Source organism: Xiashengella succiniciproducens (genome assembly GCF_023674465.1).
Classification (GTDB): Bacteria; Bacteroidota; Bacteroidia; order Bacteroidales; family Marinilabiliaceae; genus Geofilum; species Geofilum succiniciproducens.
The window spans coordinates 2,444,435-2,464,029 of the sequence record NZ_CP098400.1 but is presented as its reverse complement, the minus strand read 5'-3'; the positions used below and the strand labels follow the sequence as shown (position 1 = coordinate 2,464,029).

The window sequence follows — 19,595 nt, the reverse complement described above, 5'->3', positions numbered from 1 at the left end:
TGCCTTAGAAATAAAATAGCTCGCCTGCCCTCCGGGTCAGGGGCAGGTATTGAAGATATACACAACATGGCATATTCCGCTGTCGCATTGGTGGTGAGATTGCCGAGGTTATTAGAAAGGACATTGAGATGAGTATTTTTCCAATAGATAGGGAAGAGGTTAGTAAGATACGCAAAGAGTTAGGAATAGGTCAGATATCCAGGGCATCGATACGCCAGGTTGTCCAACTGGCAGATAGGTTGGAAAAACAATTTGGGCTAAAGTTTATACGTACAGAGATGGGTGTCCCTGGGATACCTGCTCCGGCTATCGGTGTGGAAGCTGAGATTGAAGCACTGAGGTCTGGTGTGGCCTCTGTTTATCCGCCCATCCAGGGAGTGGAGATGTTTAAGAATGAGCTGTCGCGTTTTGCCAGGAAGTTTCTGGACATTGAAATTTCACCTTTGGGATGTATTCCTACTGCAGGTGGAATGCAGGCATCGGCTATAAGTTGCCTTGCAGCCAACAGACGTGATAGAAACAAAGATACTACCCTGTTTATCGATCCGGGCTTTCCTGTTCAGAAGCGTATGATGGGCGTGCTGGGAATGAAGTATGAAAGCTTTGATATTTATGACTTCCGTGGCGATAAGCTTGAAGCAAAGCTGGAGACTTATCTGGGCAAGGGTAATATTAGTACCATACTATACAACAGTCCCAACAATCCCTCGTGGATAAGTCTGACTGAAAAGGAACTTGAGATTATTGGACGAATGGCCAACAAGTATGATGTGGTTGTTCTTGAGGATCTTGCTTATTTTGGAATGGACTTTAGGCATGGAAAGACTGATGGGCCATTGCAGCCAACAGTGGCTAAATTTACCGACAATTATATCCTGCTGTTTTCTTCATCCAAGATATTCAGTTATGCCGGGCAGCGCATTGGAGGCGTGATGATTTCTGATAAGCTTTTCTCGCGCCGTTTTGAAGATCTGTCAAGGTTTTTCGTAGCCGACCAACTGGGGCCTGCTCTGCTTCAGGAGGTCGTTTATACAATGTCGGCAGGTATCTCGCATTCCGCACAATATGGGGTGGCCAGGATATTAAAGGCAGCCAATGATGGAGAGTTTGACTTCGTTGAATATTTGAAGGAGTATGGCAACAGAGCTGCAATAATGAAGAAGCACTTTGTTAGCAATGGCTTCTATTTGGTTTATGACCAGGATGAAGGGGAGCCCATTGGTGACGGTTTTTACTTCACTGTTGCCTATCCTGGAATGAATGGCGAGGATTTGCTTAGTGAACTTATTTGTTATGGCATTACTGCCATAACCCTAGATACTACCGGTAGTACCCGTACAGAAGGATTGCGCATAAGTGTCTCACACACAACGGCAGAACGTATGGATGATCTGGCAGAAAGACTAAGGTGTTTCGCCAAAGATCACAAAGTAGAATGAGTATAAATTGAAGGCTCCCGGGCGGTATTAACAAACTGTCGGGGTGCCTTAATTATATATTATCCTTAACTTCGAAAAGTTTAAAAGCAAAGCATTTAGTATGGCTAAAGTTCAAGGAGCAATAGAAGTGGACAGGGACAGCTGCAAAGGCTGTTCGTTATGTGTCGAAGCCTGTCCCACTAATGTGATCCGCCTGGCGGATGAGGTCAATTCAAAAGGGTACAATTTTGCATACATGCATGATCCTGATGCCTGTAACGGTTGCACCAACTGTGCGATGGTATGTCCCGACAGTTGTCTGACCGTTTATAGGGTAAGACTTGCAGATGCAGTATAACAATGAATTAAGTATTAGAGCTCAAACAGATCAGGCATGAAAGAGATCAGGTTAATGAAGGGCAACGAGGCTATCGCCGAGGCTGCAATACGATGTGGTGTGGATGCTTATTTTGGTTATCCTATAACACCTCAGTCCGAAGTTATGGAGACACTTATGGATTTACGACCATGGGAGTCAACAGGGATGGAAGTGCTGCAGGCAGAAAGCGAAGTAGCGTCAATAAATATGGTATATGGAGGAGCTGCTTGCGGCAAGAAGGTTATGACCTCATCCTCCAGTCCGGGAATCAGTCTTATGCAGGAAGGACTAACATATCTTGCAGGAGCAGAACTACCCTGTCTGGTAGTCAATGTTGTGAGAGGAGGTCCGGGACTTGGTACTATTCAGCCTGCGCAATCGGATTATTTTCAAGCCGTTAAGGGTGGAGGTCATGGTGACTACAAGCTTATAGTCCTGGCTCCGGCTTCTGTGCAGGAAATGGCAGATTTTGTAGAGCTGGCCTTTGACCTGGCATTCAAATATCGCAATCCCGCTATGATTCTGAGTGATGGGATGATTGGTCAGATGATGGAGAAGGTGGAGCTAAAGGCCTTTAAACCACGATGGACCAATGACGAAATAGCTCAAATGCATCCTTGGGCCACTACAGGAAAGCCAAAGAACAGGAAGCGGAATATTATCACTTCTGTGGAGTTGGATCCACTTAAGTTCGAAGCCTTCAACATAAAGCTTCAGGCCAAGTACAAAGCTATAGAGGAAGCCGAAGTTCGTTATGAAAAGATTATGTGTGATGATGCAGAGTATTTGTTTGTTGCCTATGGTTCTAGTGCTCGTATCTGCCGTAAGGCAGTAGAGATACTTCGTGAGAAGGGCATCAAGGCAGGACTGCTGAGGCCCATCACATTGTTCCCATTTCCCTCTAACCAGCTTAAGGAGCTGCAACCACAGCTCAAGGGTATTTTGGCTGTGGAACTGAGTATGGGGCAGATGGTGGAGGACGTTCGTCTGTCAGTTGACAGCAAACTTAAAGTTGAACATTTCGGTCGTGCCGGAGGAGCAATATTCTCTCCTGAGGAGGTTGCTGAAGCTCTGGAGGCAAAAATTATAGGAGGCTAAGCTATGTCAGTGGATGTAAAAGAGATTATCAGGCCGGAGAATATTGTTTATAAGAAGAGTAGTGCTCTTACAGACAATCCAATGCACTATTGTCCAGGTTGTACTCATGGTGTGGTCAATCGTCTGCTGGCAGAAGTGATTGAGGAGCTGGGTATTCAGGAGGATACTATTGGGGTTACTCCGGTAGGTTGTGCAGTATTGCTATACAACTATATAGATATAGACTGGCAGGAGGCTGCTCATGGTAGGGCTCCTGCATTAGGCACAGCAATTAAGAGAGTACGTCCCGACAAGTATGTCTTTACCTATCAGGGGGATGGTGACCTGGCTGCCATTGGTACAGCCGAGACTATTCATACCTGCAACAGGGGTGAGAACATAGTTATGGTGTTCATAAACAATGGTATTTATGGCATGACAGGCGGACAAATGGCCCCCACTACACTGGAAGGAATGAAAACTGCTACCTGTCCTTACGGAAGGGATCCAAAGCGTGATGGTATGCCATTGAAGATTACCGAGATTGTTGCCGGATTACCGGGAGCAAGTTATGTTACCCGTCAGGCTGCACATACTGCAAATGCAGTTCGTAAACTTAAGAAAGCCCTTATAAAGGCATTTAAGAATCAGGAAGCAGGTAAGGGAACTTCATTTATTGAGGTGGTTGCAACCTGTAACTCAGGCTGGAAGTTAACACCTGTTGATGCAAACAAATGGATGGAGGAGCATATGTTTCCATACTATCCATTGGGAGATATAAAAGATGAATAATCAGACAAATTACAGTTATGAATGAATCAATCATCATAGCCGGCTTTGGCGGCCAGGGAGTATTGTCAATGGGTAAGATACTGGCATATTCGGGTGTTATGCAAGGCATGGAGGTATCCTGGATGCCTTCTTATGGGCCTGAGATGCGTGGTGGTACTGCCAATGTAACAGTAATCCTAAGTGATACTTCAATAAGTTCACCAATCCTGAAAACCTATGACACTGCTATTATTCTTAATCAGCAGTCAATGGATAAATTTGAGCAATCGGTAAAACCTGGCGGACTCCTGCTTTATGACGGAAATGGTATTACCCGTCATCCTGAACGTGACGACATCAGAATTTTCAGGGTAGATGCTGCTGAGGAAGCTGCCAGAATGCACAGTCAAAAGACTTTTAATATGATAGTTCTTGGTGCATACCTAAAAATCAAGCCCATTGTAGATATGGAGAATGTGATGAATGGTCTTAAGAAATCAATACCTGAAAGACACCATCACCTTTTGCCGGTAAATAAGGCAGCTATTGAACGTGGAGCAGAAATTGTAGAGGCTGTAAAGCGTTGTAATCAGAGTTTGTAGGTACTATACAACAAGATATTGGAGCAGATAATGGCTTTAGCCGTTATCTGCTTTTTTTAGAACTGAAGTGAGTACTTCACGTAGGGGATGGGGAAGGGGAAGAGACTCAGCTGTTTGAGGACCCGGCTGGAAGAGCCGGGTTCGTCAGCTGATTCTGAAGCAAAGTAAACCAGGAAGGGATTTTGTCTTCCATAGAGATTGATTGCCCCAACACTCCATATTCTGGTACTTCTTTTTCTTACCTTGGTAAAGTTGAACCCTATGTCCAGCCTGTGGAAATCAGGCATTCTAAAGCCGTTTATTGCAACTGCATTTTCGGAGTATCCTATGTTAAGGTCTCCATTATAGTAAGGGAAATTGGGCGCGAAGTACTTCTCAGAGGGCAGTGTAACAGGGATGCCGCTGCCATATTGCCACATAAGCCCTACATCAGTCTTTTCAGTCAGCCTGTAATTAGCTGTTATCGTGACGTCGTGGCGTCTGTCAAACCGGGCAGGGAAACTTTTTCCATTGTTGAGTTCATCAAACTTGTTAGTAGTCCTTGCCAGTGTATAACCAATCCAGCCTTTCAGGTCTCCCTGAGTTTTGCTAAATAGAAATTCCATACCATAGGATTTTCCTGATCCTATAGTCAACTTGTCCTCCCAGTATGTCGAGTAATCGAAGAATCCTGTACTTTCCTTGTAGTGAAGCAGGTTGTCCAATTCCTTGATATAATAGTCAGAAGTAAACCTGAATACACCCTTATTATCAATCTTAATATCAATACCGATGTTGGTCTGTCTGGAACGCATTGGCGGAATACGGTCAGTTACCGGCAGCCATAGGTCAGTTGGAAGATTTACATTAGATGAACTTACAAGGTGGATAAATTGGGACATCTCGGAGTATGCAGCCCTGGCAGATATAGACCGTGTTATATCGTACCTAAGGGATAGGCGAGGCTCCACGGAATAAAAGGCCTTACTTTCACCTGTAAAAGCTACGGCCCTGACTCCTGTATTGACTCTTAATTTGCGTGTAAGATCCCATTCATCTTCCAGGTATGCGTGAAATTCACCTCCTACGATATTATCTTCCCCAAACTCACTTGAGACGCTCCCTCCACTTGCATTTCTTTGAACTACGTCAATACCGGGGTTGAAGTAGTGCCTTATGGCACCTGCACCAAACTTAATCAGGTGGTTGTATGAAGGGTAAAAGTCAAAGTCAGCCTTAACACCTAAGTCCCTGATTCCGCTTAAGTATCGTTGCTCGAAACTCTCACGATTTGTTGCTGCCCTGTTGCTACGCTCAACTCCGATAAAGAACCGATAGTCTGAATAGGTGACTGTGAGATTTGAAAATAGCTTGGGACTTATCAGGTAGTTCCATCTGAGGCCGCTGACGAAGTTGCCCCATCCGGCATTGTTTTCGTCATTGATAGTGGCCTGATTGTTTTCAGTGGCCGGTTCAGATGCGATGTTCTGGTAGTTATATGTAGTTATATACTTATCTCTTCCCCAGTACACATTGAAGTAGATTCTGTGTTTATCGCCAATTGAATGGTTGTACTTAGCGTTAAGATCATAGAAGTAGTAATTGGTGCTTTCTTCATTGTCGCGTTGTACTAACCCGGCAATAAAGTCATGATAAGTACGTCGGAATGATAAGGCAAATCCCGATTTGCCTTTTTTTACCGGTCCGTTAAGGGAGGCTCCGGAAGACAATATACCAAGGTTGAGATTTCCTTTTACCTGGTCCTTGTTTCCTTCCAGCATTCTGACATCTACAACTGATGACAGTCGACCTCCGTAGCGGGCAGGAAACTGGCTCTTGTGGACTGTTACGTTCTTGACTGCATCGGCATTGAAGATTGAGAAGAATCCCAGGAGGTGCCCAATATTGTATACAGGAACGTCATCCAGAAGGATGAGATTCTGGTCTGGCCCACCTCCCCTTACATAGAGACCGCTGAATCCTTCACTTCCACCCTGGACTCCGGGTAACATCTGGATGTTTTTTACAAGGTCGGTTTCCCCAAGCAGGGCCGGAGTTTGCTTGATCTCCTCAATAGGGATAATGGTTGTGCCCATATTTGTTGTATACAAACCTTCGTGGACAAAATCGGACTCGATATTTATCTGGGCTAACTGTAATGACCCCTTCAGGTTGAAGTTGATCACAGTATCTGACCTTAGTTCAAAGCTCTTAGTCTCACTTGAATATCCCACAAAGGATGCTGTTAGGACGTTGGATCCCCCAGGCAGGGTGATACTGTAAAAGCCGTAGTTATTACCTGCTGTACCAATGCCGGAAATGTAATTAAATATATTAGCTCCTGGAAGGGTCTCCCCTGATGATATATCGTAAGTAAAACCGCTAACTGTATAGCTATATTCAGAAGGATCGACAGGTCGTAGAATGATCTTGTTATCTCTTATTACATATGAGAAGGAGCAGTGTGCGAAAATGTCTTCAAGGTGCTGTAGCAGGGTTCTGTTTTCGTTTTTTAGGATCACTTCGCTTTCAAGGCACATTCTGTTACTGTAGCTAATGATCCAACCGGAACTTTGTTCGAGAATACTTATTGCGGTCCTTGCATGTCCTCTGAATGCCTCCGGTTTTACAACTGGAGTCATATCATCCTGTGCAAATAACGAAAACGAGGTTGCTCCAATATATAGAACAACCCCGCATATAAGGTTTCGGATAATATGTACAATATTCAGCCTCAAAGGGGGATTATTTTAAGCCCCCTAAAGTTAATCAGTTATGGTTAAAACTCCATTTTCTAATGCGAAGTTTTTTTGGAAGTGAACTCCAAGCTCGTCAATGATATCATCCAGACTTTCACTTCTAAATCGTGTGGTGACTAGTATGTCAGTCTGATTACCTGATATTTCGAAGCTTTCTATCTCAGTGAAGTGGCGAGAAAGAGCAAGGGCAATTTCCTTGAGCGATGCTTTGTTAAATTCGAGGATGCCTGTCTTCCAGGATAGGAAGTTTTGATCCTTGGCATATCCTTTACCAATAACCTTGTCACCTGCCAAAGCCCACTCTCCTGCATACACAGGAGTTTCTTCAACGCGGTTCTTAACCAGTACAGTACCCTTGGTAACATTGAGTTCAACTATTCCGTCATGGCGGCTTGCATCAAGATGAAAGGCTGTACCAACAACTCTTACATTGACATCACCAGCTTCTACATTAAAAGGTTTATTAGGATCGGACTTTACTTCGAAATATCCCTGTCCGTCCAGTTTGACACTTCTTTCAGAACCCTTGAATGCATTAATAAACTTAAGTGATGAGTTACGATTCAGGAAGGCTATACTCTGGTCAGGCAATACTATGGAATCTGCCGAGGCACCTGTTTCAAATACCACCCATCGTCCATAGCCCGGAACATTCCAGTAGACCCATAATCCTGAAGATACTGATATAAGCAACGCCAGTGTTGCAGCAACCCTTAGCAATGATGAGAAGGGAGAACGTGATCTGGAAATATTGAGCCCCATCCTACTACGAATGCTACCCCAATCCTGACTGACAACGTCGTCAGTCAGAGCTGCCTGCTCCCAGACGAACTTATACTCCCTGTATAGCTGCCTGAAAGAATTATCGCTTTTCAGCAGCGATTCAACCGTGTCGTTCTCTTCTCCCGTGGTCAATTGGGAGATGTGGCGCACGACCAGATCTTCAAACATATTCCCATTAGAATTCATTACAAACTTCCTTTAAAACAACCGGTAAGATGGAATATTAACGAAAATGGATAACGTTGAAAATATTGGGGCTTACTTCCGGAGCTTCAGCTGCGATTGTTTCTTCTTTAACAGCTTCAGTTGCTACGGCCTCAGTAGCTTCCATAGCCATATTCTTTTCTTCTTCCGGAGTTCCGGCAAAAAGCTCAGCGATTAATTGAAGTAGAAATTCCATGATACAAGTATTATATAGGTTGTTGTTTCGAACGTCATTTATAAGACAAATGACCAGAAGGGTTCACGTATAAGAAAACGGATTTTATATAAGAAAAAATACTACCATGCATAAGAAGGCCGGTAGCATGCGGTATTTGGAGAGTTCTTCGCGAAGTATTTTAAGAGCATTGCTTATTTGGGTCTCCACTGTTCTTTTGGAGATACCCAACTTGTCGGCTATTTCCTGATTGGATCTACCTTCAAAGCGGCTCATCCTGAATATCTCCTTGCACCTGTCGGGCATGTTCTCAATAGTGGAGCGGATTAAGTTCTCAAGCTCGTTGTACTCCAGGCTGTTAGCTGGAGCTTGAACAGTCTCGCTGTTTTCCAGCAGTATATCGTGATGCCTGTTTTTCATCTTATCTCGCTTGATATGATTGAGGCATCTGTTTTTTACAGATTGGTAGAGGTGGGCATTGAGACTAGTATGAATGTTGATTTCTTCCCGTTTGTCATAAAGCATTACGAAGACATCCTGAACAATACTCCTTGAAAGGTCAATATCGAGCAGCATCCTGTTGGCAAAAGCTACCAAGGATTTATAATAGGTATCGAACAAAAGCCGGAAGAAATGTTCGTCTCCTCTTTTTAAGCCGTCAATAATTAGAGCCTCTTGTGCAGGTATTGATTTTTGCGACATATTTGATTCGGGACTATTCCTGAAATACTGGATGCCAAACGTGTTTTTACAAAAATATGGTAAATAAGCGGTGTTTTGTAGTAAAATTCATTCTATTTGATAAAAAGCCGGATGAATTGACAGACAATTAAGGTAGAATGATTTTTGTTTTTTTGTAGTGGTGGATTGTGATAATACGTAAACTTTTATATTTTTGCACCGGATTTGAAAACAGTTCGGGATGTAGCTCAGCCAGGTTAGAGTACGCGTCTGGGGGGCGCGGGGTCGGAAGTTCGAATCTTCTCATCCCGACAAAAAAAGCCTGATGGTCAATGACCATCAGGCTTTCTTTTGAATAAACTAAAGCTATGAGTTATTAGGCACAGCGTTGTTGTAAGAAATTCAAAGTGGACTGTACCGAAGCGATCTTTGGCAAAATATCGTTGTCAATGATTACATTGAACTTTGTCTCCAAATAATACAGAAAGCAGGTCATATCAACTGCATCCATAAGCATGTCGTTTTCAAATGATGCATTCTCTGCTATCCTATCCCTTGGAACCCCTGTTTTTCTCAATACTTTGTATAGGTCCCTGCGTATCTTCTTGTCGTTCATTTTGTTGCGTGTTTTAGTAATCAGTGTGAAGGGGCTTCTTTACCGCACTTCACGTATAAGACAAGCAAATCCTTCTCCACACGTACTTAAAAACCCTTTAAATTCAAGTTCATTGGCACATTTAACAATATTTAAATGTCGGAATATTTAGGTCATATATTCCGCTATGTGACTAATGTATTGATCTAGTGCTTGAAAACGTGTTATATGGGTGAATAGCTATTGAGAAAATGGAGGGTTTAATTGTGTGTTTGAGGTTTAAATTTAAGCCTTTTTATAAATGTAAGGCTTAAACCATTTGCCTTTCAGACAGTCTTAAACCTTGGTATCTTGAGCTTTTTTAGGTGTGAGTTTGTTAAGTTCTTGTTAATTATTTAGGGATGGTAAACTTCTGATGTAAGTCCGGATAGTAATTGACTTATTATAATATACCTTTGTCTGAATTGTGGAAAAATTAACAGGGTTAGGATAATAAATAATATGAAGAAGTCACTCAAACAGACCATTGCAATCGGAGGCATTGTAGTTATTGCTGCTTTTCTGATTATTCCTCGTACAGGATTGTTTTCAGGTAAAAAAGGTCCAGATGCGGGTCCTGGCGGAATGGGAAGAGCGTTACCAGTTTCGGCAATAGTGGTGAAACCTGGAACTATGGAGAACGCGCTTAAGGCTGCCGGTACCTTGGTGGCCAGCGAAGAAGTAAACATTAGTACGGAGATAGCCGGTGTAGTTCGAAAAATTGAATTTGACGAAGGTTCACGTGTAAAGAAGGGGGATCTTCTCGTAGTAATTGACGATTCAGAACTTCAGGCACAGAGGGAAAAGGCTATACATCAGAAAAAGTTAATAGAGCAGACTTTGGAGCGTCAGAGAGTATTGCTTGAAAAGGAAGCTATAAGTCGTGAAGCTTTTGATAAAGTTCAGACAGACCTTCTTGTTATAGATTCAGAGATCAATCTTTTGAATATCCGCATTCAGAAAACTCAGATACGTGCTCCATTTGATGGAATAATTGGTTTTCGAAATGTCAGTCCGGGAGCGTACATCCAACCAGGTCTGGCTGTAGCCAGACTGGTGAAGACCTCCCCATTGTTATTGCAGTTTTCTGTACCTGAACGATATCAGTCATCCAAACTTGTTGGAAGTGAAGTTATCTTCAATGTAGCCGGATATTCTGATAATTTCAGGGCAAAAGTATATGCAGTTGAGCCTTCTATAGATGAGAGGACACGTTCCCTTACACTCAGAGCTGAGTATCCCAATAGCGATTACAGACTTTTGCCTGGTATGTTTGCTGATCTTAAAATTATTATCGGCAGGGAGGATAATGTAGTTCAGGTGCCAAGTGAAGCTATTATACCTCAGATGGATGGTGAGCAGGTTTATGTTTACCGAAATGGAGTTGCTGAATTGATAAGAGTAAGAAGCGGTAACAGAACAGAGCGTTATGTCGCAATACAGGAAGGTGTTGCTGTTGGAGATACCGTTATCACCAGCGGAGTGCTTCAACTCAGAAGTGGTATGCCTGTAGAGATTAGCTTGAGGGAGAATTAATGTATTAAAACCTTGCTGGAACTATGAGTTTGTCTTCAGTTAGTATAAAGCGCCCCGTGTTGGCGATTGTGATGAACCTTTTTATCATCATTGTCGGGGTTATTGGTTTTTCTTATCTGGGAGTGCGTGACTACCCCAGTGTAGATCAGCCAATTATTACGGTATCCACTTCATATCCGGGTGCAAATGCCGATGTTATTGAGACTCAGATTACCGAACCACTTGAGGAGGCTGTTAACGGTATTCAGGGGATTAGGAGTATAAGCAGTAGCAGTCGTGACGGTTCTAGTAGAATTACCGTTGAGTTCGACTTGGAAACCGACCTTGAGACAGCTGCCAATGATGTAAGAGATAAGGTTTCAGGTGCATTGAGAAGGTTGCCTGCAGACGTTGACCCTCCTGTTGTATCCAAGGCTGATGCTGACGCTCAGCCCATATTTGCTATTTCATTAAGTAGTAGCAGTCGTTCACTTATTGATCTTACTGAATATGCAGAGGTTAACTTTAAGGAAAGACTTCAGACAATCCCTGGTGTTAGTGTGGTAAATACTTGGGGAGCCAAGAGATTTGCCATTCGACTTTGGATGGATCCAACTAAACTGGCTGCATACAGGCTAACGCCTGCAGATGTTAGGGATGCGCTTATGCGTGAGAATGTTGAGCTTCCCTCAGGGCGTATCGAAGGTGTCAATACAGAGCTATCTGTACGGACAATGGGTCGCTTCAGTTCTGTTGATGACTTCAATAAGTTGGTTGTCTATCAGGATGGTGAAAGAGTTGTAAGATTTGAAGATATTGGTCGGGCTGTAGTTGAGGCTGAAAATATGTACTCCATTTTAAAGCGGGACGGGGTGCCGATGGTTAATAATATTATAGTACCGCAACCTGGAGCCAACTATATTTCAATAGTTGATGAGGCATTGAAGAGACTTGAAGAATTGAAAAAGGATCTTCCTGCTGATATTGTTGCTGAAGTTGGATTTGACAATACTGAGTATATCAGGGCATCTATTGGGGAGGTACGTAATTCAATATTTGAGGCACTAATCCTTGTAGTGCTTGTGATTTTCGTGTTTTTGCGTGAATGGCGTACAACTTTGATTCCGGCTCTTGCTATTCCGGTTTCAATTGTTGGCGCATTCTTTATAATGTATATTGCCGGTTTCTCTATCAACATACTTACACTACTTGCCTTGGTACTGTCGATAGGACTGGTTGTTGATGATGCCATAGTAGTAATGGAGAATATATTCTCCAAGATCGAGAATGGACTTGATCCAATACAAGCGGGGTTTGAAGGTTCGAAAGAAATATTTTTTGCTGTTATCTCAACTACTATTGCCCTTGTAGCAGTGTTCTTCCCAATAGTGTTCCTTCAGGGAGTAACCGGTCGTCTATTCAGAGAATTTAGTATCGTTATTGCCGGAGCAGTTCTTATTTCTGCCTTTGTAGCACTAACTCTTACACCGATGTTGTCGACCCGCATCCTGCATTCTCACAAGGGGAGTGGATCATGGATGTATCGGAAAACTGAGCCTTTCTTCCAATGGTTGAACAATAAGTACCGCAAATTACTCAATTCTTATCTGGAAAAACACAAGATATTAACTCCCCTTATTATGGGGCTGTCGGTAATTATTATTTTGACCTTGTGGTTTTCCATTCCTTCAGAAATGGCACCTATGGAGGACCGTAGTCAGTTAAGGGTAAGTGTGACAGGACCTGAAGGAACAACTTTTGATTATACCCTGAGATATACTGATGAACTGGCAGAGTTCATCATGAATGATGTTCCTGAGCTCAAGTTTGTGTTTCAGATGGTAGGGATGGGAGGAAATAACTCCGGTTTTTTTAATGTTGTATTGACAGATGCTTCTGAAAGGAAAAGAAGTCAACAGGAAATAGCTGATGATCTTGGTGCAAAGGTAAGAAGCTTTACCGGAGCAAGGTCTTATGTGACACAATCTCAGACCTTCGGCAGCCGCCGTGGCGGCCTACCGGTTCAATATGTTCTTCAGGCTCAGAATCTGGAAAAACTTAAGGAATTCCTTCCTGCCTTTATGGATGAGGTTGATAAAAGCCCGGTTTTCCAGAACTATGACTTGAATCTTAAGTTTACCAAACCTGAACTTAAGGTCCATATTGACAGGGAGAAGGCATCTATGCTTGGAGTATCAGTTAGGGATATAGCACAGACTTTGCAGCTTACTCTGAGTGGTAGCCGCTTGTCATATTATGTGATGAATGGCAAGCAATATCAGATTCTTGGGGAGCTTGAGAGGGATCATAGAGATAAACCGACTGATATTGCATCGGTATATGTACGCAGCAGGGCAGGGGAGCTGATTCAGCTTGATAATCTTGTGACTATTGAGGAAAGCAGTACCCCACCACAGTTGTACCGTTACAATCGATTTGTCTCTGCAACTGTTTCTGCCGGATTAGGCAAAGGCTATACCATCAGTGATGGTATTGAGGAAATGGACAGGATATCAGCAAAAGTGCTGGATGATACATTTAGTACAGCATTGACCGGTGATTCGAGGGATTTCGTCGAGAGTACATCAAGCCTGGCCTTTGCATTCCTTCTGGCTTTGGTTATGATCTACCTGGTATTGTCTGCTCAGTTTGAAAGCTTCCGTGACCCATTGGTAATTATGTTTACGGTGCCTCTGGCTTTGCTTGGAGCGTTGTTTTCAATGTGGTACTTTGGACAAACCATGAACATATTTAGTCAGATTGGTATTATCATGCTTGTTGGTCTGGTTACCAAGAATGGTATTTTGATAGTTGAGTTTGCTAACCAGCGTAAACAGGCCGGATTAAGTAGAGCAGAAGCTATTAGGGATGCTGCTGTGCGACGTTTCAGACCTATCTTGATGACTAGTATTTCGACAATTCTTGGTATCATGCCTATGGCGCTTGCAACAGGATCAGGTTCTGAAAGCCGTGTAGCTATGGGGATTACTGTTGTGGGTGGTATGTTAATCGGAACCTTGTTTACCTTGTTTGTAATACCTTCTATGTACACTTTCATATCATCTTCAGAAGCCAATATTAAGGTAGCTGAAGCCAGTGAAAATGCAGCATAGGAGCATTGTAAAAAAAAAGAACTATAAACAGAGTGTTTAAGACTATGTTAAGAGGATATATAGCAGGCCTGTCATTGTTTGTGTTAAGCCTGATGCCAATAATCGGGCAGGAGACTGAGATTATACCATTGTCAGGTATAATTGAATTGGCAATTGAGCAGAATCCTTCGCTTAATATTATGCGTAACAGGGTAACGCAGGCTGAAAACAGTCATACAGCAAGGCCATTTCTCCCTTCACTAAATGCAAATGTTAGGGTAAACAACTCTACAACCGACTCAAAGCGAACATTTCAGGACAGGGAACAGGAATTCCCAAGTGCAAAGTCTGAGAATGTAAATGCCGGAGTGAATTTGACATGGACAGTGTTTGATGGGCTTGGAATGTTTGCAGACTATAAACGCAGTTCATTGAACCTGTCATTAAGGGAAGTTGAAACGCGAACGACACTTGAGAATCTGCTTGTATTGGTAAGTGATTATTACTATAGTATAATCGTGCAACAACATAGGGTTGACGCTGCACAGCAACTTATGGAGCTGTCCAAAGAGCGCTACAGGATTATCACCGAAAAGGTAGATATTGGTTCAGCTGCTGGAATAGATTTGCTTCAAGCTCAGCTTGACCTGAATGCAGACAGTTCCAATCTGGTTCGTCAGAAGGAAACTCTCAATAGTTTGTATTTAAGCCTGAATAGATATGTGAATCAGCCTTTACTTAAGACTGGTTATATTAAAGACAGTATCTTGCTTGGTTCTCCTTTGACTGAGCAGGAATTAATAATGCATGCAGAGGACAACAATACAGATTTGATAGCGGCTAGACTTGGAATGGAGATAACTAAACAGGATCTTAGTTTGGCAAAATCTAGATGGTTTCCTACTATAAACCTTGTTAGTGGATACAGTTACAGCAGATCTGAGAGCCCTGCTTCAGTAATGACCTTTAGCCAATCTACCGGGTTTAATTACGGTGCTGAAGTGACTATGAATATCTTTGACGGATTCCAGATTACCAGAAATGTTAAGAATGCAAAGATTGAGCTTGAGAGCAAGAGGCTATCATATGAGGATGTTCATTTATCAGTAATTGGGGAAATACATACATTATATAGTACGTATCTGACCAATCTTATGATGGTTGATTTCGAAAGGCAGAACGTAGATGTCGCTAGATCTAATCTGGATATAGCTCTTGAAAGGTATGAGCTTGGAGTTTTGTCCGGAATTGAATTCAGAGAATTCCAACAGGCATATATAAATGCAGTAAATCGATGGCTGGACGCTACATACCAGTCCAAGGTGAGGGAGCTTTCTTTACTAATAATTAGTGGACAAAGTGAAGTCTTTCTTTCCAGAATAAACTAGTTAAGGTACTACGATTTCAGAAGGTCATATTCCGCTCTTTAGGGTGGAGTATGACCTTCTCTGTTTTTATACTGCAGCATAAAAGGTTTCAAACTTTTACTTTTCTCTTTTAGATACTTTGTTTTTTAGAGCATCAGATTTATTTCGACACCTGCTTACAGATTGTAAGTAAAACTGCTATTACTCGGTATCCGTTATTGCAATAAGTTGTGATACAATAGATTGAATATTGCGTTGGAAAATTCAATAAGGTAATTGGGAACTTGCAGTGAATGAAAAGATGACAAAAGTCAGTATAAAATATTGATAATCATCAATCTTTGTAAGTACTGCCAATTCTATCAGTTTTATTTTATTACATACCGGATTTTGATAAATTATCATTTCAATCTTATATAAACTATCAATATTTCATTTTTTAGATTAGCTCATAAAATTACATTTTAAAGGCAGTATATAGGTAATATAATACCATGAAGATAGAAAATAGACTAAAAAATGGATATATCCCCCTAAAAAACTGTATCGAGAACAGGAAAAAAGATAAAATATGAGCGACCACCCCTCTTTTGCATATAATTAGTAAGAAATATATATTTTTTTTATCTGTGGGTGTTGCTTATATTTTTATTTTTCTATTTTTGTAGCTAAATCATAAGATAAAGCACTTGTTGGATATGCGATTGATAGTTGTGGGGTATGATAAAAGTCATGGAATGTCAATTCCATCATAAAATCAAGTGGAAAAGTGTTAAATCGTTCATGTTTCTGGCTGATTATTGAAATTATTAATAGCCGGAATAAACTAAAGGATACTTTTTTTGTTGTATAATTCATGATGATGTTCGAAATTTCGGACAGTACCATCTGGAATGTAAGAATTAAGAAAAATAAAAACCAAACGATAGTTAGTTGTCCTATTTATTAATTTAAACCTTATACTTTATGAAGAAAGTTCTAGCGACACTTTCCTTGCTGATGGTAATAGGTGTGAGCGCAGTTTTTGCTCAAACCAGGACCATTACCGGAAAAGTGACCGGAAGTGAAGACGGTGAACCCATCCCTGGAGCAACCGTTTTTGTTAAGGGTACTACAGTTGGTACTGTTACACAATTTGATGGTACATATTCGCTTAATGTACCGACTGATGCTGAGACTTTGGTGTTTTCATTTATCGGAATGGAAACTCAGGAAATTGAGGTTGCAGGTAGAAGCACAATCAATGTGGCCTTAGCTTCAAGCTCTATTGCTATGGACGAAGTTATAGTTGTTGCCTATGGTACCTCAACCAAGGGATCATTTACTGGTTCTGCAGCAGTACTAGGTTCAGACAAGCTTGAAAAACGTCAGGTTGCAAATATTTCAAATGCTCTTTCTGGAACAATGGCTGGTGTTCAGATTTTGAGTTCTAATGGACAGCCAGGTGAGTCAGCAGATGTCAGGATCAGAGGTGTTGGATCAATTAACGCTGAGATGGATCCTTTATATGTAGTAGATGGTGTGCCTTTTGATGGGGACCTTTCATCATTGAGCTCTTCAGATATTGAGTCAATGACTGTACTTAAGGATGCTGCCTCTACAGCTCTTTATGGTGCTCGCGGTGCAAATGGTATCATTATGATTACTACAAAAAAGGGTTCAAAGGGTAAGACTAATGTTTCTTTGGATGCGAAAGTTGGTGTAAACTCACGTGCTGTTAAGAATTATGAGGTACTGACCAGTCCTAAGAATTATATTGAGAATGTGTATCAGGCAATCTATAATGCTGGTATTTATAACCTGAATTACAGTCCTGATCAGGCTCATAATTATGCAAATGTTACTATTCCTAAGGATGCTGAAGGTGGTATCGGATACAGGATCTATACTGTTCCTCAGGGACAGAATCTTATAGGTTTAAATGGTAAGTTGAATCCTAATGCTACTTTAGGTTATTCAGACGCGGACTATTACTATCACCCTGATAATTGGGCAGATGAGACTTTCAAGAACAACAAGCGTCAGGAGTATAACTTATCAATAACAGGTGGTAGTGAGCAGACAACCTTCTATATGTCTTTGGGTTATCTTGATGACCAGGGTGTAATTGATGGTTCTGGTTTTACCAGGTATACAGGTAGACTAAAAGCTGATCATAAAGTAAATGATTGGTTAAAGGTTGGAGCGAATGTTGGTTTTACAAATATTCTAAGTGATTATCCCGGCGAACAGGTAACTACCAATTCAAGCGGTAATGCATTCTTTATTGCAAACTATATTGCACCTGTTTATCCTCTATATGTTAGGGATGCTGCAACAAAGCAAATCAAGCAGACTTCCGGACGTAATACTTATGATTATGGAACAACAACAAGTACTAACTTTTCTCGTTCCTTTATGAGTATATCTAACCCGTCTGGAGACCTTTTGTTTAACAAAACTGAGTATATAAAGGATATTGTTAATACAACTGCTTTTGCTGAATTTACTCCATTCAAGGGTTTTAAATTCTTAGTTCAGTATGGTATTAATGTAGACAATACCAAGTACAATGACCTGGGTAATGCATATATGGGACAAAGTGCTTCTTATGGAGGTACAGCATATCAGGATCAGACACGCATACTTGGAGTTAATCAACAGTATATTGCAAACTACCATATTGTACTTCAGGATTTGCATAATTTAGATTTTACCGTTGGTTATGATGGTTACTCAAATCGTGAAGATGAGATTTTTGCATCTGGTGAGAACCTGTATCACCCTGAGAAATACTATGTAAGTAATGCTATTGATAACCTAAGGGGTGGTGGGTCAGCTGATTTTTATGCTACCAAAGGTATAATTGGTCGTGCTAATTATTCATATAATGACACATACTTTGCAAATCTTGCCTATAGAAGGGATGCATCTTCACGTTTCCACCCGGATAAAAGATGGGGTAATTTCTGGTCAGCAAGTGCTGCATGGATGATTAGCAATGAAGAATTCATGCGTGATTTTACTTGGATTGATATGCTGAAGCTTAAAGGTTCTTATGGTGAGCAGGGTAATGACTTGCTTGGTTCACTCTATGGCTGGCAAGACGAATACAGAGTTACTGGAGCAGACGGAGTTTTCTCCGATGGGGCATTGGATAGAAAAGGTAATCCTGATATTACCTGGGAAACCAGTATCTCATACAATGTGGGTTTCGACATTGCTTTGTTTAAGAGCAAGCTGACTGGTTCTATTGAGTATTTTAGCAGAGAGTCATCAAATATGCTTTATTTGAAGCCTACAAACCCTACTGTTGGTTATCCTAATTTACCTATGAATATTGGTTCTATGACTAACTCCGGTTTGGAAGTAGATCTAAACTATAATATACTTAAAACGTCTAATATCAATTGGGGTGTTTATGCTAATGCTTCATTTATTAAGAATAAGATAAATGAGTTGCATCCTGACCTTGGTGGAATTATAATTGATGGAACCAGGAGGTATGAAGAAGGTTATTCAATGTATAGAATGAACCTTGTTAAATATGCCGGTGTATATTCTAACACAGGTGAAGCTTTGTACTGGGCAAAGGATGATAATGGTAGGGAGTACAAGACTACTGACTGGCAAAAGGCTGATAACACCAACAAGGTTGGAACATCAGATCTTCTACCCAAGGTCTATGGTGGTTTTGGAACTAGTGTAGATGCTTATGGATTTGACTTCTCAGTTCAGTTAGCATATCAGTTAGGTGGCCAAATCTATGATTCAGGATATGCAAGGTTGATGCATGGTGGATCTTCAAGTAATGCTGGAAATAACTGGCATAAGGATATCTATAAGGCATGGACTCCGGAAAACACGACTACAGATGTTCCCCGACTCAATGCAAATGATAGATTTTCAAACTCAACATCTACAAGGTTCCTTGTTAGTTCAAATTACTTGAGCCTAAACAATATTACTCTTGGTTACACATTGCCAAAGAGCATAGTTGATAGAGTTGGAGTATCCAGGGTACGAGTATATTGTTCAGCTGATAATGTAGCTTTGTTGACAAATAGAGTAGGTCTTGATCCTCGTCAAAGCTATACCAGTGCAACTACTGCACGTTACACACCTATCCGTACAGTTTCTGGAGGTATTAATGTTGCATTCTAAATAAAGGACTACTTGT

14 protein-coding genes and 1 tRNA gene are annotated in these 19,595 nt (G+C 41.4%); 10 read left to right on the top strand and 5 right to left on the bottom strand.

The genetic code is table 11. The annotated features are described in order from the left end of the window. Nucleotides 1–128 precede the first annotated feature (128 nt). From M9189_RS10230 to M9189_RS10210, 5 genes are all read left to right on the top strand, one after another. On the top strand, nucleotides 129–1,439 hold the full coding sequence (locus tag M9189_RS10230) for an aminotransferase class I/II-fold pyridoxal phosphate-dependent enzyme (protein WP_250722949.1): 1,311 nt from the start codon (nucleotides 129–131) through the stop codon (nucleotides 1,437–1,439). A 100-nt stretch (nucleotides 1,440–1,539) separates the two neighbouring features. Next, nucleotides 1,540–1,776, top strand: a complete 237-nt coding sequence (locus tag M9189_RS10225; protein ID WP_250722948.1) for a 4Fe-4S dicluster domain-containing protein — start codon at nucleotides 1,540–1,542, stop codon at nucleotides 1,774–1,776. A gap of 36 nt (nucleotides 1,777–1,812) precedes the next feature. After that, nucleotides 1,813–2,895 carry a 3-methyl-2-oxobutanoate dehydrogenase subunit VorB gene (locus M9189_RS10220; protein WP_250722946.1) on the top strand — a complete coding sequence of 361 codons (1,083 nt, stop codon included), beginning with the start codon at nucleotides 1,813–1,815 and terminating at the stop codon, nucleotides 2,893–2,895. Nucleotides 2,896–2,898: 3 nt separating this feature from the next. After that, nucleotides 2,899–3,666: a thiamine pyrophosphate-dependent enzyme gene (locus M9189_RS10215; protein WP_250722944.1), complete on the top strand. Its 768-nt coding sequence runs from the start codon at nucleotides 2,899–2,901 to the stop codon at nucleotides 3,664–3,666. 17 nt (nucleotides 3,667–3,683) lie between these two features. After that, nucleotides 3,684–4,247, top strand: a complete 564-nt coding sequence (locus tag M9189_RS10210) for a 2-oxoacid:acceptor oxidoreductase family protein (protein ID WP_250722942.1) — start codon at nucleotides 3,684–3,686, stop codon at nucleotides 4,245–4,247. A 56-nt stretch (nucleotides 4,248–4,303) separates the two neighbouring features. On the opposite strand, the gene M9189_RS10205 is transcribed toward M9189_RS10210, so the two are convergent. The 4 genes from M9189_RS10205 to M9189_RS10190 all read right to left on the bottom strand — a co-directional run bounded on the left by M9189_RS10205 (nucleotide 4,304) and on the right by M9189_RS10190 (nucleotide 8,849). Further along, entirely contained in the window at nucleotides 4,304–6,964 is a 2,661-nt protein-coding gene (locus tag M9189_RS10205; protein ID WP_250722941.1) for a TonB-dependent receptor, read from the bottom strand. 27 nt (nucleotides 6,965–6,991) lie between these two features. Next, nucleotides 6,992–7,954, bottom strand: coding sequence for a FecR family protein (locus M9189_RS10200; RefSeq protein WP_250722939.1), 963 nt, complete (start codon nucleotides 7,952–7,954; stop codon nucleotides 6,992–6,994). 37 nt (nucleotides 7,955–7,991) lie between these two features. Beyond that, nucleotides 7,992–8,168, bottom strand: coding sequence for a hypothetical protein (locus M9189_RS10195; RefSeq protein WP_250722938.1), 177 nt, complete (start codon nucleotides 8,166–8,168; stop codon nucleotides 7,992–7,994). Nucleotides 8,169–8,252: 84 nt separating this feature from the next. Further along, complete coding sequence (locus M9189_RS10190; protein ID WP_250722936.1) at nucleotides 8,253–8,849, bottom strand: RNA polymerase sigma-70 factor; 597 nt, start codon at nucleotides 8,847–8,849, stop codon at nucleotides 8,253–8,255. 216 nt (nucleotides 8,850–9,065) lie between these two features. Here M9189_RS10190 and M9189_RS10185 point away from each other — a divergent pair. Then, nucleotides 9,066–9,140, top strand: a tRNA-Pro gene (locus M9189_RS10185). Between the two features lie 64 nt (nucleotides 9,141–9,204). On the opposite strand, the gene M9189_RS10180 is transcribed toward M9189_RS10185, so the two are convergent. Then, on the bottom strand, nucleotides 9,205–9,444 hold the full coding sequence (locus M9189_RS10180; protein ID WP_250722934.1) for an acyl carrier protein: 240 nt from the start codon (nucleotides 9,442–9,444) through the stop codon (nucleotides 9,205–9,207). 480 nt (nucleotides 9,445–9,924) lie between these two features. Here M9189_RS10180 and M9189_RS10175 point away from each other — a divergent pair, with 480 nt between their 5' ends. The 4 genes from M9189_RS10175 (at nucleotide 9,925) to M9189_RS10160 (ending at nucleotide 19,579) form a co-directional block, all read left to right on the top strand. Continuing rightward, the gene (locus M9189_RS10175; protein ID WP_250722932.1) at nucleotides 9,925–10,998 is read left to right on the top strand and encodes an efflux RND transporter periplasmic adaptor subunit; all 1,074 of its coding nucleotides are present in this window, start codon (nucleotides 9,925–9,927) and stop codon (nucleotides 10,996–10,998) included. A 23-nt stretch (nucleotides 10,999–11,021) separates the two neighbouring features. Further along, nucleotides 11,022–14,090 (top strand): efflux RND transporter permease subunit, encoded by a 3,069-nt coding sequence (locus M9189_RS10170; protein WP_250722931.1) that lies wholly within the window; start codon nucleotides 11,022–11,024, stop codon nucleotides 14,088–14,090. A 44-nt stretch (nucleotides 14,091–14,134) separates the two neighbouring features. Beyond that, nucleotides 14,135–15,457, top strand: coding sequence for a TolC family protein (locus M9189_RS10165; protein ID WP_250722930.1), 1,323 nt, complete (start codon nucleotides 14,135–14,137; stop codon nucleotides 15,455–15,457). A gap of 945 nt (nucleotides 15,458–16,402) precedes the next feature. Next, on the top strand, nucleotides 16,403–19,579 hold the full coding sequence (locus M9189_RS10160; protein ID WP_250722929.1) for a SusC/RagA family TonB-linked outer membrane protein: 3,177 nt from the start codon (nucleotides 16,403–16,405) through the stop codon (nucleotides 19,577–19,579). The last annotated feature ends 16 nt before the right edge of the window (nucleotides 19,580–19,595 follow it).